Raw genomic sequence first — 16562 nt, 5'->3', positions numbered from 1 at the left:
ATTTTACAAAATGATAATAAATATGTCAGTATAGTTAACTTTGAAATCACAATAAACGTCATATCGAAACGAAAATAAAGAATGATGTATTCGCTTTGTATGTAATAATAAAGTATCTGTTCAATTTTATATGTTAATTTGATTAATTTTTTACAAAAAGAATTACTTTTGCATATATTTCCATGTTAGAATGGTAACGTTATTCCAATTTCATAATACATAGGGGGAGACAAATGCTTACATGGAATGATCTGCGGCCAAAACTGGCAAAAAGCTTGCTAGCGTTTACATTGTTGATGCCGCTACCTACAGCACTGATGACTGGAGGTCTGGCTCATGCGGAAACGGCAAGTGATCCAGCTCCGTTTATTAATGCAAAGGTCGTTAACGACAATGCAGGGAAAAAGGTATTGTTCGACAATGCTCATGCTCAGACCGCTGGTGCAGCAGACTGGGTAATCGATGGAGGATTTTCGGATTTTGCCAATGCGCTGGCGAATGACGGCTACTATGTGAAGGAGCTGCGCAAAGCTGGTGCGATTACATATGCAGACCTGAGCGGGTATGACGTGTTCGTTGTCGCTGAGCCGAATATACCGTTCAAAACGAGTGAGCAGGCTGCCATGAAGCAATATGTTGAAAATGGTGGCAGTATCTTCTTTATCGGTGATCATTATAACGCCGATCGTAACAAAAATCGCTGGGATGGCTCCGAATCGATCAATGGATATCGTCGTGGTGCATGGGAAGACCCTGCCAAGGGCATGTCCACAGAAGAGCGCAATTCCGAAGCAATGAAGGATGTTGTAAGCTCTGACTGGCTGTCTGACAACTTCGGTGTACGTTTCCGTTATAATGCGCTGGGCGATATTAATGCAAACAATATCGTAGCGCCGGATCAAGCATTTGGCATTACGCAGGGTGTGAGCAGTGTAGCGATGCACGCTGGCTCAACACTGGCGATTACCGATCCAAATAAAGCTAAAGGCATCGTGTATATGCCACAAACGAAGGAAGCCTGGCCTAACGCAGTAGATCAGGGCGTGTATAATGGCGGCGGTGTAGCGGAAGGCCCTTATGTAGCTGTGTCCAAGCTGGGTGGGGGCAAAGCAGCATTTATTGGCGATTCCTCTCCAGTTGAAGATGCAACGCCAAAATATCTGCGCGAAGAAACTGGTGCTAAAAAGACAACCTATGATGGATTCAAAGAGGTTGACGATGGGAAGCTACTCGTCAATGCGGTAAACTGGCTGTCTACAAAGGAGAGCTACACCACGCTGTCGCAGGTGGATGGATTGCAGCTCGATCAGCCAACACCTCTGCTGGCAATTGAAACGCCACAAACATCGACTGAGCCGCAAGCTGAGCCATGGGCAGCACCTGCGGCAGGCTACAAATGGTGGGATTCTTCGACCTTCAAGCCGGGATCTTATGGCAGCACGGTACAGGTATCCAATCCAACCTATAGCCTGGTATATCAATCCCAGCTTCCAAATGCAGAGCCATTCCAGGTACGCATCGTTGCTGATGATCTGGCACCGAATAGTACGGTATCCGGCTTTAGTGCAGGAATCTATGTAACAGGTGGTAACCAGGTGGCTCAGATTCAAAATGCGGATGGCACATGGCCAACATCGTACGGGTATAGCTCGACGTACAGCCTGACAGCGGATAGCAAGGGTCACGCAATCAAAGACCTGACTGTGCGTATCAAGCCAGGCACAAGTGGTGCAGCTAGTCTGCGTCTTCGTCAAAATGGTAGCAATCTGCTGACGCAAGCCGTAACGATTGCGAATGTACCAGCCGAGCCATTGCCAGTAGATAACGGCGGCGTTCAGATTCCAGCACTAAGCAGCATTGCTTCTGCACGTAATCAAAGTGCAGGTGCACTGGTTACAGTTGAAGGTGTTGTAACGACTGCACCGGGTGCATTTGGTGGTCAAGCCTTCTACTTGCAGGATCAGACAGGTGGCATTTATGTCTACCAAAATCAAAGTGGGTTTGCACAGGGAGATGTGGTACGTATTACCGCATCGACTACGCTGTACAACTCCGAGCTGGAGCTAACTGATCCAGTCACGATTGAGAAAAAGGGTACTTCTGCATTGCCAGAGCCTGTAAGCTCGGTAACGGTGGATGCGTATAATCAAGGCCAGCTTGTACAGCTGAAGCAGGTACAGATTAGTAATATCGTTAGTGCAACACCAGCGGGTTCGTTCGAGTTTGATGTGACGAGCGATGTGTATAGCGACCAGTCGAAAAAAACACATGTGCGTGTGGATGCGCGTACAGGCTTAACGCAGGAGAAGTTCTCGTTTAAAGAAGGCGATTGGGTGGATGTAAGCGGTGTTGCTGCTATTTTCAAGGATAGCTATCAGCTCAAGCCGCGCGGTCTGGATGATATCAAGGCAGCTGATGCACCTGTAACACCAGAGCCTCCAATCGAAGAGCCTAATGCTACAGATGCACCAGGAACTCCAGTATTGTCCGACGATAATGGACATGATACAGGATTGCTGGATGGTAGCTATCAGGTAACGATGAATATGTGGTGGGGAAATAACGGTTCTACGTATAAGCTGTACGAAAATGATGCGCTGATCGCTCAAGGGAAGCTGGCAGATCAATCACCAGCAGCACAGCAGGTGACGACAGCTGTGAGTGGTAAAGCGAACGGTACGTATACGTATGTATTGGAGCTGACCAATAGCTTTGGTACAACTAAAAGTGCTCCGCTGACTGTAAAAGTGACCGATGCTAATCCAGGCAAGCCTGTACTGGCGAGCGACAACTGGGATGGCGATGGAAGCTACAGCATCAGTATGAATATGTGGTGGGGAACTAACGCGACAGAATACCGTCTGTACGAGGATGGTCAACTGATCGACAAGCAAGAGCTAAAAGCAGGCACTCCACAGGCACAACGCGCATTTACTGCTGTATCAGGTAAAGCAGTAGGTGAGCATGTCTACACCGCGGAGCTGGTGAATGATTCCGGCACAACGGTAAGTGAGCCGATTACGGTTCAAGTAACAAAGTAAGATGTGCATAGCGGGTAGATGGCTACTTTTCCAATGCTTTAGGTATAACTTTATGTAGAGTAGCGCTTCATTCTCGATTCCATTTATCATTATAAAAAACCCCGAGCGATCAACTCATACTGGATTCCAGTAAAGTTGATCGCTCGGGGCATTTGTTATTTGGGTATAGAGTTAACCTTGAATGACAGCGATCGCTAGTAATACCCAGCCTGCTAGAAATAGCAGACCACCCAGCGGTGTGATTGCACCCAGCTTGCGAATACCACTGAGACTCAGTGCGTAGAGACTACCAGAAAAGAGAATGATCCCACCGAGCAGACACCAGCCTGCTGCGCTGGCAAGCGAATGTCCATTCGTTAACTGGCTGCCTGCTATACCGGCAGCGAGGATACCAATTCCATGTACAAGGTGATACTGGACGCCTGTTTCATAAATTTTCAGCATATCCGGTGTTAAACGCGGCTTCATCGCATGAGCGCCAAAGGCACCAATCGCTACAGCGAGAAACATCACGATGCTACCGATGACTAGCATAGTTTGCATATATACGCTCCTTTTAAAAGGTAGAATGATAGGAAAGAAGGCAGTGCTAGAATGGTTGTCAGACAGGATGTAAACCTTATTCACATCCTATCGCTTCCTGATCGATGTCGTCTGCATGATCATTTACAGCTTACGTAAAAAGATATTTTGGATGCTATGATCAGCTTCCTTTTTCAAAATAAGCTGTGCACGTTCCCGTGTTGGTAAAATATTTTCGTGCAGATTACGTGCATTGATCGTTTTCCACGTATGCTTGGCAGCCGCATCGGCTTCCTCCTCAGACAGGTTGGAAAAGCGTCCATGGAAATAGGAGTCTGGATTCTGAAATGCGGTTTGGCGTAGCAGCTGGAATCGTTCGATATACCAGCGTGCGATATCCTGCTCATCCGCATCGATGAAAATAGAAAAATCAAAGAAGTCGCTCACAAAAAGAGGCGTTTCCTTTTTCACCTGTAGTACGTTAATGCCTTCCACGATCAAAATATCAGGCGTCTGAATGATCGTCTCCTGATCCTTGAGAACATCATAGGTCAAATGTGAGTATTGTGGCGCGCGAACCTGAGGCTTGCCCGATTTGACATCGCCCATAAAGCGGATCAGGCGCTTAATATCGTAGCTTTCTGGAAAGCCCTTGCGATTCATAATATTATGTTTTTCGAGTACGGCATTCGGGTAAAGAAACCCATCTGTCGTTACAAGGTCTACCTTGCGATGGGTATGCCAGCGTGATAAGAGCGTTTGCAATAAGCGCGCTGTCGTGCTTTTGCCTACAGCCACGCTGCCGGCGATGCCGATAATAAATGGTGTTTTGGGAGCCTGAATGTGCAGGAAGCTACCGGTCAGCTGATGAAGCTGCTGGGAAGCGCCCACATACAGATGAATTAAATGGGTAAGCGGCAGGTAAATTTCCTGTACTTCCTGTAGAGATACATGCTCATTTAACCCTTTCAGCTGCTCCAGCTCCTGCTCGGTTAGAGGTAGTGGAGTGTGACTATCGCTCAGAGAGGCCCAGTTCTGGCGATTGAATTCGATGTATGGCGAATAACGTTTCATGTGCTCTCACTTTCTGCATGTTTATTTATTTTACAGTGTATCAAATTTGGCGCATAAAAACCTCATACGAGCGCAGAAAAGTTAGAATTGCCTTGCAAAGTGCCAAATTAAAAAAATGTTTGCTCAATGTAAAGGAAAAGTGCAAAAAAGACTTATCATCGATAACTCATTAAGCTATAGTTAGTAATATATTTATAAAGAGCGACATAAACAGCACTTTTCCATCCATTTCCCGTGTTTAATAGTAAATCAAGGATGTTTAATATTCAACATATTACATAATGAGTCTTTCATATAGATACTTATTCATATTTTTTTAATATCTTTTACCTATTTCTTTTTTAAACCCATATTTTTCAACAAATAAATGAATTAATTATTGTAGAATCACATGCTTAAGCGGGCGTGGTGCAGGTCAAGAAGGAGGAAGCCGTATGTCCAAGTCAATCAACAAACATTCGATCCCGATTCATCAGGATAATCAACCGGGCAAAGAACAGTCGGGATTATCCGATATGGATCTGATGAGTCATTCAAAAGAAGCCTTCTCCAAAATGCTTGATACACTCGAATTATTACCTTACCGAAATGTGAATGCTTCTGTATCGGCTACACAGCGTGCACTTCAGGTTGCGCAGCAATCAGGAGACGAAGCACTTATTATCCGTACGCGGCTTATTCAGGCTGATATTATGGCACGGCAGGGGAAAGTAGCTGAGGCAGGGCGCATTATTCGACAGGCGAATGAATGGGCAGAAACCCATCAGCATAATCATCTTCTTGCTCGTAGTCATCGACTATTAGCGAGCTTTTTTCGTCGTTTGGGCGACAATGAGAGTGCGCTTCAGCACGCCGTGATCAGCTCGCAGCTATTGCCTGATGATGCGATTCCGCCACTTCGTGCAGATCATCTGATGATGCTTGCACTCACATTGGACGAGGTTGGCGCTTACGATGATTCAACAAAGCATTTTGACGAGGTGCTAAATATCGCCAAAGCGACCGATGATACGCTGCTGAGCTTGTTCGCGCTGAACAATATGGCATACACGCGCTTTGAGATGGGAGATGGCGAAGCTGCCTATCGTCTGGCGAATGAGCTGCGTGATATCGCCGCCCGCACAAACATGCAGCTGAGCGCCTCTCATCTGGATACGATTGCTTCTATTGAGATTCTGCTTGGACATCCGGAAAAAGCAGAAGCGACACTCGTACCGATGCTACGTGATCCGCTCAGTCGTAAGCTGGGCGATCTGAATGTGCTGCCTGAATGCCTGCTAACGACTGCTGAAGCACAGCGTCTACAGGGCAAGCTCAAGCAGGCGCAGAAGACGCTTAACGAGGCGCGTCATATGTGCCGTGAGCAGGGATTGACGGGTTTGATGGTGCGTGTACGCTTGCAGCAATCGGAGATGTATGCCGCAGCTGGTGATTATCGTAGAGCCTATGAGGAGCATAAGCTGTATCATCAGGAAAATGAAGCGAAGCGCTCAGCAGAACGTGAAGCACGCGCACGCATTTTGCAAATGACCTTCGATGCAGAGGAAGCGCGTAAGGATAGTGAATATTTTAAAGAAATGGCGCTACGTGATCCGTTAACAGGTCTGCATAATCGACGCTTTATGGACCCGTATCTGGATGATTTGCTTGCCCAATCGCTTATTAATGGTCAGCCAGTCACAGCAGTGCTGATCGATCTGGATCATTTCAAAGAAATCAATGATACGCTCTCTCATCAGGTAGGGGATACCGTACTTGTGAATGTTGCTAAAATTATGTCGATGACGGCACCTTCGTCTTCAGCGCTCGCACGAATCGGGGGCGAGGAATTCCTCGCAGTATTTAAGGATACAGATGCTGAATGTGGCATGCTACATGCTACACGTCTATGTCAGGCGATTAGCTCGGCAGATTGGAGTCCGATCACAGGTAAGATGACGGTGACGGCAAGTCTCGGTGTAGGGACAACGACAGGTGGGAATCTTAATCGTATGGAATTGATTGCAATTGCAGATCGCCTTTTATATGAAGCAAAGCGTACAGGACGAAATCGAGTGATTGGATATTGCAATACAACGAATACGCTGGAGTAAGTCGACTTCGTGAGGGCTAGCATTTCTGATTCAAGAAGCGGATAATAGGATAGGTAACCTTTACAGTTACTTCAATAAAGGAGGACTACCTATGTCTGAACCCCATGCATCATTTGTTCCGGGAAATCCCGGTTATATACCATTATCTGTACTGGATCTAGCGCCTGTACTAGCAGGCTCGACTCCAGCGCAATCATTTCGTAACAGCCTGGAGCTTGCTCGCCATGCAGAGCAGCTTGGCTATCATCGCTACTGGCTGGCGGAGCATCATAATATGCCGGGCGTAGCTAGCTCGGCAACCTCGGTCGTGATCGGCTATATCGCCGCAGGCACGAGCCGTATTCGTGTTGGTTCGGGTGGCATTATGCTACCCAATCATGCGCCGCTTGTCATTGCGGAGCAGTTCGGCACACTGGAGTCGATGTATCCAGGAAGAATCGATCTCGGTCTAGGACGTGCGCCCGGAAGTGATCGGCGTACGACGCTTGCGCTGCGACGAGATATCAATAGCGGCGAAGATTTTCCCGAGCTGCTGGAGGAGCTACAGACCTTTTTTGATGCGTCAGCTACCTCATATCATGCACCTGTACGTGCTGTGCCGGGGGAAGGGCTAAATGTTCCGATCTGGCTGCTGGGCTCCAGCGATTTTAGTGCAAGATTGGCGGCACAAAAAGGATTACCATTTGCGTTTGCCGGACACTTTTCACCGGATTATACGCAGCGTGCATTACGTATTTATCGCGAATACTTCCAGCCCTCCGAGATGCTGAAGGAGCCGTATGCTATTCTTGGCGTGAATGCCATTGCAGCAGATACGGATGAAGAAGCGGAATGGCTCTCTACCACGATGCAGCAGCAATTTCTCAATATTATTCGCGGACGCACCGGACAGATTCAACCTCCTGCATCAATGGAAGGCAAATGGACAGATTATGAGCAAGCAGCTGTCGAAAAGCAGCTCAGCTCTACGATCAAAGGCGGACCACAGCGTATTCGGCAAGGGCTGGAGCGCTATATGCAGGACACGGGTGTAAACGAACTGATTATGACGAGTATGATTTATGATCAACAGGCAAGACTTCATTCCTATGAGCTGATCGCACAGGCTGCCGGGTTACCGCAGACGAAGCAAGGTCAAGCGCTGAGATAACGGTGATCGTAAAGTAAACAGTTAATGGGCATGGCTGACTGCTGGGATCATAAAGTAGCGGTCGTAATCCAGTCGCATGATGACTCTGATGACCACGCATGAGCATAAATAGCACAGCTTTATATCTAATCCAAGCATGCTAAAAGCATATCAAAAGCGTACTGGAGGATCGATGTGAGCTAAGGAACACAATCGAATATTCAAAAATAAGCAAGGGACTGCATATGACTGTGGTCCCTTTTTTGTGTGACGATGGATAGAGACTATGCTGGGTAGGTTATCGTTCTACTTTGATTATGATATAAAATTATAGTTGTTATAAGAAGTTTAGAGGATGAACTATGACCAGCGAGCTAGATCATCACAACGTTGAATCTGTAAAATGTAGATTGCTATAATGGGGTTCATGCCTGATGGAGACGGGTATTAGAGCGCAGACGGTATGTATACACGAATTCACGGTACATGCACTATGATTCCACCTGGTCTGCCATGAAGGGAGTGTAATGCGCGTGACGAGGGATGCTTATTTTGATAATTTAAAATTTCTGCTGATTGCTCTCGTGGTTGTCGGGCATATGATTGAGCCGCTATACGACGATCCGTGGCTGAAGCCATTATATGTATTGATCTATAGCTTTCATATTCCGCTGTTTGTGCTGATCTCAGGCTATTTTGCCAAAAATATCGGTACAGGCGATTATTTTACCAAAGTGATTAGCAAGCTGGTTATTCCGTATGTGATCTTTGAGACACTGTATTCCCTGTTCGATTACTGGCTGTACGATAGATCGCAACTGATCTTTTCTTATTTTACGCCCTACTGGTTGATGTGGTTCTTCTTCAGTATGATTCTATGGAAAACGGCAATGCCGTATATGATTCGAATCCAATACGCATTGCCATTTGCCATCGTGCTTGCCATTCTGGCTGGTTATGCGAATGATGCTGAATATTATGCCAGTGTGTCGCGAACGATCGTATTTTTCCCATTTTTCCTGGCAGGCTATTATATGGATCGTTCCTGGATTACATGGCTTCAATCACCTGTTGTGAAGAAAATATCGGCATTGCTTCTCTTAACGGCGACTGTATTGATTGCAGTCTACTCACCATTTGTCGTTAAGGAATGGCTGTACGGTAGCTTCTCCTATGAGTCGTTAGGGCATAATGAATGGTCAGCAGGCTTATACCGAATCGGTGTCTACATGCTTGCGATCATCATTGGTGGCGCAGTAATGAGTCTGACTCCAGCGCGCCCGCTCGGTATGATCTCAGAGATGGGCAGTAATACGCTATACACGTATCTACTGCACGGCTTTATCGTTATGGCGATTACAGCCAGCGATATCTATACATGGCTCGGAACAGGAACGACAAGAGTGCTTGTTATACCTGTCAGCCTGCTATTAACCGTATTATTATCGCTGAGCAGTGTACGAGTCGCTTCAGCATGGCTTGTTGAACCCGGAGTAAAACGCATATTCAAGCGACATAGCAGCCGCACCGATCTGGGCTAACATCGGAACAAGCTATCTGGCATGCACAATTTGTAAAATGCTTCAACCGAATCTGTAAATCGTACAGTTCCACTATCGGGAAAGGTTGCGTTATACTGGAGAGGTACGAGTTTGGATGTACATCAGCCAATGACAAAGGAGGAATTATTCATGCTTCATTTGCAATCGACAACAAAGCTGTCCAACGGTGTAGAAATGCCGTGGTTTGGTCTGGGTGTATATAAGGTTGAGGAAGGCGATCAGGTCGTTAACTCGGTAAAATGGGCAATCGAAGCGGGCTATCGCAGTATCGATACCGCTGCATTGTATCAAAACGAGGAGGGTGTCGGTCAAGCGATCAAGGAATCCGGTGTTCCACGCGAGGAGCTGTTCATTACAACCAAGGTATGGAACTCGGATCAAGGCTACGATGCGACATTACAGGCTTTTGAAAAGAGTCTGAGCAAGCTCGGTCTGGATTATGTTGATCTGTATCTGGTGCACTGGCCCGTCAAAGGCAAGTATAAGGATACATGGAGAGCGCTGGAGAAGCTGCATGAGGATGGTAAAGTCCGTGCGATTGGCGTATCGAATTTCCAGATTCATCATCTGGAAGACCTGCTCGCCGATGCGAAGGTTCGTCCGGTCGTTAACCAGGTCGAGCTGCATCCACTGCTCAGTCAGGTGGAGCTACGCAATTATTGTAAGGAGCAGGGCATTCAGATCGAAGCGTGGGCACCGCTTGCACAGGGAAGACTGCTGGATAATCCAATCCTGCAAGCAATCGCTGATAAGCATGGCAAGTCTATCGCTCAGGTACTGCTGCGCTGGGATATTCAGAGCGGCATCGTAACGATTCCAAAATCGATCAAAAAGGAACGCATTGTGCAAAATGCGGACATTTATGATTTTGAGTTATCGGTGGAGGAAATGAAGCAGATCGATGATCTGAATGAGGATCGCCGCTTTGGTGCTGACCCGGATAATTTTGATTTTTAAATGCAAGCTACGCTTGAGCCGTGTAAGTATATAAGTTGTGCACGTACATGTACACATACGGCAAAGTGTGAATATATGGAACGAAAAATAATACAACATGAAAAGTAATACAAGCAGAAGATCAGTACAAAAAGGTGAAATCAAAAAAAGCGGCTCCTAAGTAGAGGGAGTCGCTTCTTTTGATATTAAAAATGGTTTAGTATTGCGAATCGTGTAGTATTGCAAATCGTTTGGACATAGCAATCTGTGATCGCACTGTTATTGTTATCATGCGTTTACCAGATCTACAAAAGAGGGTATAAAAAGGCTGTTTTAAATTTTGAACTGATCAACAACCTCTTGTAGAGAAGTTGACATTTGCTTGAGCTGTGCCGTCGTAGAAACCATTTCAGCCAGCGAAGCCGTCTGTTCCTCGGTCATCGCGGATACTTCCTCTGTAAATGCAGCCATGTCCTCCGTAATGCCATTGATCTCCTGTAAGGATGCACCTACAGCCTGATTACCCTTCGACATCTCAGCCACGGAACCAGCGACCTCATTAATCTGTACATTGAGCTGTCCGATCTGACCCATAATTCGATCAAAGGTTTCGCCCGCTTCACCTAGCATCACAACGCCATCATCGACCTGACTCGTTGTAGCGGTAACCAGCTCAACAATACTTTCAATCGCAGCCGTCATCGATTGGATGATCGCAGTGATCTCCTGTGTAGAATGAGAGGATTGATCAGCGAGCTTACGAATCTCATCGGCTACGACGCTGAATCCGCGCCCATGCTCACCTGCACGTGCAGCCTCAATTGCTGCATTAAGTGCCAGCAGATTCGTCTGCGTAGAGGTCTGAGAGATGTAGCCTGTGATAGACAGAATCTGCTGAGAACGCTGAGATAGTTCGTTGACCCCGGTCTCAATTGCACGGAATGCGGTTGCCATGCTCTGTACGCTTTGTACACTGTTTTGAATCTTTTCTCCACCAACGGTTGCCAGCTCCTGTGTCTGGCGCGCCATGCCAGCAACAGCCTCGCTTGTATCTGCGACCATACCGAGTCCAGCTATCGATTGCTCAACTACAGAGGAAATATCCTCCGTACGCGATACCTGACGCTCAGAGCCTAGAGCGATTTTCTGAATCGATTGAGCGACTTCGTCCGAAGCACGAGAGTTCTCATAAGCGCCCTTTTCAAGCTGTTCACTGGCAAGAGCCAGCTGTACGGTGTTGGACTGAACGTCTTTAATAATGCGTTGCAGGTTGATCAGCAGGGAGTTAGTTGCCTGTCCAAGATCCTTGACCTCATCATTCGTTTTCACTTCGATACGACGTGTCAGATCCCCACCGGATGAAGCGATATCGTTGATCGTATGGGTGACGAGACGCATATTGCGTGTGATACGGTACGCTATAATAGAGCCGACAAGAAGTGAGATGATAATAACGGCTCCCAGTAATACATACAGCAATATTTTCAAATTCACATTACTATCATGAAGTACGTTTACTCGCTGATCGGTAAGCTGATTTTCTGTTTCTAAAAAGCTCGTAATGGCTGCACGGAAGCTGTCCATATTGGCTTTACCCGGATCGTTGACGAAAAATTGCTGAATAGCTGCGGTATTGTTTTGCTGACGTAGCGTAATAACAGGGTCGCCAGCTATACTAATCCAGTTCTCGATATTCGTTTTGATCTCATTTAGCTTTTGCTGTTGTGCAGGGTTGTCAGACAGCAGTGCATATAATTGATTATAGTTCGATTCCCATTGCGTTTTGCCATCGTTATACGGAGCCAGATAGTTCTCATTTCCCGTAATCACATAGCCACGCTGTCCAGTTTCCATATCGACGATATTCAGACGGATGTCATTCGCCAGCTTGTGTACATCCATGTCATGACCAGCAATATAAATGATGTTTTGCTCCAACTCATTCATTTTTGCATTCATAATGACAATCGCTACTGCAAAGCAGCACATAATCAATACATAACCAGCTAAAATTTTACTTGCGATGTTAAATCTAATGTTCATAGGTCACCTCATAAATATAATAGTCATAAAGTATGTGTTTGGAAGATTGGTTACGCAATAAAGGGATAAACGTACTAGGCTAAAAGTAGTGGTATCTGTCTGTTCTTTAGTTAAACTAATTTTGCAGTGTTTAATCGACTACAACACATTTTCTTTTTCTTGATCTTCTGGAACAGATATGATTAACTTCTTCATATCCCGAAGCAATCAACGGATTGCAGGTTAGATGTCGTGTAAAGGAGTGAGTGAGCTGGACAAGCTACTAATCGAACGAATAACGACCGCTGATCAAGAGCGTTATGCACAGGCGCTGGAGCTGCGTGACCTTGTGTTGCGTCGTCCACTCGGTATGAGCATCAAGCAGGATCGTCTGGATGGCGAGGATCAAGCCATTCATCTGTGTGCACTGTATGCGGACAAAATGGTAGGCGTGCTCCTGCTCAAGCAGGTGAATCAGGATACGGTACAAATGAAGCAGGTTGCCGTTGATGAAGCATTACGTGGTCAGCAGGTTGGACGTCGGCTGGTAGCGTATGCGGAGCAGGTAGCGATCGATGAGGGCTACCAACATATGATGCTGCATGCACGGCAGGTGGCGATTTCCTTTTATGAGAAGCTGGCGTATGAAACGTATGGAGAGCCATTTACAGAAGTGGGAATTCCCCATCGTATGATGCGTAAGCAGCTGGTACATATAGACACACAGGAAGGAGGCACCAATATATGAGTGAGCTGTATTTTGATTCCTCGTATTTGACGAGCTGGACGACAGCATTAGAGGATAAATTCACACAGAATGGACAGCATTATGTCGTGCTCAAGGAGACGGCATTTTATCCGCATGGAGGTGGTCAGCCGTGTGATGGAGGTACGATTGATGGAATTCCGGTGCTGGATGTGTCTCGTGTAGATGGACGAATCTGGCATCAGATGCCGAGTTTACCGGAGCAGGAGCCGGGGGTAGAGCTATATTGTGAGATTGATTGGCAGCGTCGCTTCGATCATATGCAGCAGCATAGTGGACAGCATCTATTGTCAGCTACCTGCCTGGAAGTGCTGAATGCGCCCACATTAAGCTTTCATCTGGGAGAGCAGGAGTGCACGATCGATATTGACATCGCTGATCTGGAGCCAGCCAGGCTGCAAGCAGTAGAGCGACAGGTGAATACATATGTATATCGCAATCTGCCGATACGTGCGTATAGCGTCGATGAAGCACAGCTTGCGACGATGACACTCGTCAAGCCGCCAAGTGTAACGGGACGTATACGCATCGTGGAGATTGAAGGCATTGAATACAATGCTTGCGGGGGTACGCATGTATCGCGTACAGGGGAGCTTGGCATGATCAAGCTGTACAAAGCAGAGAAGAATAAAGGGCATATGCGAATTTATTTTCGCTGTGGCTGGCGCGTGCTGGACGATTATACGGAAAGTCTGGCCATCAACGACGCGATGGCAGGCCGATTTAATACCGGACGCAAAGACATTATAGCTCGCTTCGATAAATGGACTGAAGAACAGCGACAGCAGCGGGACGAGCTAGAGCGTCTACGTCGTGAAAATGATGAATTTGTGATGCAGCAACTGCTCAGTCAGGTTGGTACGGGTACAACCTATTCGCTAGTGCAGTATGAATGGGCTTCGCGCTCACTTCAGGATGTACAGCGCATGGCTAATCTGTTGATGGAGCAAGGAGAGGATATGGTCATCCTGCTGTCTTCTGCGGATGAACGAAAAGTGGTGCTTGCTCAGCAGGGACACCCTGATCTGAAATGCGGTACCTTTTTTAAGCAGCATCTGGCTAGCTTTGGCGGTAAGGGCGGCGGCAACGATCGTATGGCGCAAGCAGGATTTGAGTCGCTGGAGCAGCTAAGGGAATTTGTGCAGTTTGCGCAGGGTCAATTACGTGGTGAAGGTAAGGCGTGAAGTCCAGTGATGGAGTGTAGTAGGTAAGATAGAAATGCTCTCGAATCTAAACGAGCCTTTTCACAGCGAGCTAGCGTATATTCGCCTGGCTTGCTTGTGGAAAGGCTCTTTATGATATCGGCTAGCTTATACGATTAGTTCATTTTACAACTATATATCGTTTTTTTACTGCTCTATCAATAGATTAACACCCACTACCTACCGCCTTATGATCCTTCACTATCGTTCATCAGGAGAACTGATAGAACCTATAAGGCATTCTAATTGACCGTTTACGCGCACTGTGATACCTTCAAATAAGCAGAATAAATCTGAGCACTATACTAGGAATTAGCGCGTTGTTAGAGATGACAAGTGCTAGATGATGGGGTGGATATCGTTGGAATTTCAAGCAACTAACAGTCCTTTTACAGGGGAGCAGGCCGAGCTTCTCAATCGTTTATTACCTGGATTAACCGAAACACAGCGCATCTGGCTGAGTGGATACCTGACGGCTTCCTTGCATACCGGTGCAATCGCAGCCGCTCCTACCGTAGCATCGTCCGCAGCCGTAGCGGAACCAGCTGCTCCTGTAGCTGATGTACCGAAGGATGTGACCGTATTATTCGGCTCGCAAACAGGCAATGCACAGGGACTTGCGAAAAAGCTGGCACAACAGCTGACTGCGCAAGGCTTTGACGTGACCTTATCCTCGATGGGCGATTACAAAACGAATAATCTAAAAAAAGTTCATAATCTATTCGTTCTGGCGAGTACGCAGGGTGAAGGCGATCCGCCGGATAATGCGATTCCATTTTATGAATTTTTACACAGCAAGCGTGCGCCGCAGCTAGCAGAAACGAAATTCGCCGTGCTGGGGCTGGGTGATACATCATATGAGTTCTTCTGTCAGACTGGAAAAGACTTCGATAAGCGCCTTGAAGAGCTAGGTGCAGAGCGAATCGTACCGCGTGCGGATTGTGATGTGGACTTTGAAGAGCAAGCAGGTGAGTGGATCGGACAGGTGCTGAGTGCTCTGGGTGAAGCTAGCGCTGCTGCTTCAGTCGCAGCCTCACCGACAGCTACGGCGAGCGTGAACGAGGAAGCTTCGCCGTACTCCCGTACGAATCCATTTCCAGCAGAAGTGCTGGAAAATCTGAACCTGAACGGACGTGGTTCGGATCAGGAGACTCGCCATGTGGAGCTATCGTTAGAAGGCTCAGGCTTGAGCTATGAGCCAGGGGATAGCCTGGGTGTATATCCGCAAAATCATCCACAGCTCGTGGAGGACATTTTGCAGGCAACAGGCTGGAATGGCGATGAGACGATTACATTGAACAAAAATGGCGATACCGCAAGCGTGCGTGATGCCCTTTTGCATCATTATGAGATTACAGTTTTGACGAAGCCGCTGCTGGAAAAAGTAGCTGGCCTGGCAGATCATGAGCAGCTGGATGCACTACTGGAGGAAGGTAGAGCGCAGGATCTACGCGCGTATCTGCAAGGGCGCGATCTGCTGGATCTGATTCAGGATTACGGTCTGGGCAGTATCCCAGCGGATGAACTGCTATCGCTGCTTCGTAAAATTCCAGCGCGACTGTACTCCATTTCCAGTAGCTTCAAGGCTTCACCGGATGAGGTACATCTGACAGTACGCAAAGTAGCATACGAGCAGCATGGCCGTCAGCGTTATGGCGTATGCTCTGTGCATCTTGCTGAGCGTCTGGAAGCAGGCGATACGCTGCCTGTATACATTCAGCACAATGATAACTTCAAGTTGCCACAGGATGCCTCCACACCGATCATTATGATTGGCCCAGGCACAGGCGTAGCGCCTTTCCGTTCCTTTATCGCTGAACGTGAGGAGACAGGTGCAGAAGGTAAAAGCTGGCTGTTCTTCGGGGATCGCCGCTTTGCTACAGATTTCTTATATCAAACAGAATGGCAACGCTGGCTCAAGGATGGCGTGCTGACACGGATGGATGTGGCTTTCTCACGTGATAGCGATAAGAAGGTCTATGTACAGCATCGCATGCTCGAGCGCAGTCGCGAGCTGTATGAATGGATTCAGGAGGGTGCTGTGCTGTACGTCTGCGGTGATGAGAAGCATATGGCGAACGATGTGCATCTGACACTGGAACAGATTCTGATTCAGGAAGGAAAGTTGAGTCAGGAGGCAGCAGCCGAATACTTGAGCACGATGTTGCAGCAAAAGCGTTATCAGCGCGACGTATATTAAGCTACGCTTGATGGG

11 protein-coding genes are annotated in these 16562 nt (G+C 47.2%); 8 read left to right on the top strand and 3 right to left on the bottom strand.

Annotated features, from left to right (window positions below):
* The first annotated feature begins 233 nt into the window (after positions 1-233).
* Entirely contained in the window at positions 234-3041 is a 2808-nt protein-coding gene (locus tag IEX62_RS07075; RefSeq protein WP_188774739.1) for a chitinase N-terminal domain-containing protein, read from the top strand.
* 171 nt (positions 3042-3212) lie between these two features.
* Here the strand turns inward: IEX62_RS07075 and IEX62_RS07070 are convergent, their stop codons facing one another.
* Together IEX62_RS07070 and coaA are read right to left on the bottom strand one after the other, a co-directional pair.
* Positions 3213-3584, bottom strand: a complete 372-nt coding sequence (locus IEX62_RS07070; RefSeq protein WP_188774738.1) for a DUF423 domain-containing protein — start codon at positions 3582-3584, stop codon at positions 3213-3215.
* Between the two features lie 123 nt (positions 3585-3707).
* Complete coding sequence (coaA, locus tag IEX62_RS07065) at positions 3708-4637, bottom strand: type I pantothenate kinase (RefSeq protein ID WP_188774737.1); 930 nt, start codon at positions 4635-4637, stop codon at positions 3708-3710.
* A gap of 434 nt (positions 4638-5071) precedes the next feature.
* On the opposite strand from coaA, the gene IEX62_RS07060 reads away from it, so the two are divergent.
* From IEX62_RS07060 to pgoN, 4 genes are all read left to right on the top strand, one after another.
* On the top strand, positions 5072-6730 hold the full coding sequence (locus IEX62_RS07060; RefSeq protein WP_188774736.1) for a sensor domain-containing diguanylate cyclase: 1659 nt from the start codon (positions 5072-5074) through the stop codon (positions 6728-6730).
* Positions 6731-6821: 91 nt separating this feature from the next.
* Positions 6822-7880, top strand: a complete 1059-nt coding sequence (locus IEX62_RS07055; protein ID WP_188774735.1) for an LLM class flavin-dependent oxidoreductase — start codon at positions 6822-6824, stop codon at positions 7878-7880.
* Between the two features lie 512 nt (positions 7881-8392).
* Positions 8393-9400 carry an acyltransferase family protein gene (locus tag IEX62_RS07050; protein WP_229685663.1) on the top strand — a complete coding sequence of 336 codons (1008 nt, stop codon included), beginning with the start codon at positions 8393-8395 and terminating at the stop codon, positions 9398-9400.
* 150 nt (positions 9401-9550) lie between these two features.
* Complete coding sequence (pgoN, locus tag IEX62_RS07045) at positions 9551-10378, top strand: glyoxal/methylglyoxal reductase (RefSeq protein WP_188774733.1); 828 nt, start codon at positions 9551-9553, stop codon at positions 10376-10378.
* Between the two features lie 312 nt (positions 10379-10690).
* Here pgoN and IEX62_RS07040 read toward each other — a convergent pair whose 3' ends face one another.
* Positions 10691-12400 (bottom strand): methyl-accepting chemotaxis protein, encoded by a 1710-nt coding sequence (locus IEX62_RS07040; RefSeq protein ID WP_188774732.1) that lies wholly within the window; start codon positions 12398-12400, stop codon positions 10691-10693.
* Between the two features lie 226 nt (positions 12401-12626).
* Here IEX62_RS07040 and IEX62_RS07035 point away from each other — a divergent pair, with 226 nt between their 5' ends.
* The 3 genes from IEX62_RS07035 (at position 12627) to IEX62_RS07025 (ending at position 16547) form a co-directional block, all read left to right on the top strand.
* Positions 12627-13127 (top strand): GNAT family N-acetyltransferase, encoded by a 501-nt coding sequence (locus IEX62_RS07035; RefSeq protein ID WP_188774731.1) that lies wholly within the window; start codon positions 12627-12629, stop codon positions 13125-13127.
* On the top strand, positions 13124-14329 hold the full coding sequence (locus IEX62_RS07030; RefSeq protein ID WP_188774730.1) for an alanyl-tRNA editing protein: 1206 nt from the start codon (positions 13124-13126) through the stop codon (positions 14327-14329). Before IEX62_RS07035 ends, IEX62_RS07030 begins: the two co-directional genes overlap by 4 nt.
* 379 nt (positions 14330-14708) lie before the next feature.
* Complete coding sequence (locus tag IEX62_RS07025; RefSeq protein ID WP_188774729.1) at positions 14709-16547, top strand: assimilatory sulfite reductase (NADPH) flavoprotein subunit; 1839 nt, start codon at positions 14709-14711, stop codon at positions 16545-16547.
* Positions 16548-16562 lie beyond the last annotated feature (15 nt).

This window comes from Paenibacillus hunanensis, assembly GCF_014645615.1.
In the GTDB taxonomy this organism is placed as follows: domain Bacteria; phylum Bacillota; class Bacilli; order Paenibacillales; family Paenibacillaceae; genus Saccharibacillus; species Saccharibacillus hunanensis.
This window is presented reverse-complemented; position numbering and strand designations above follow the sequence as displayed.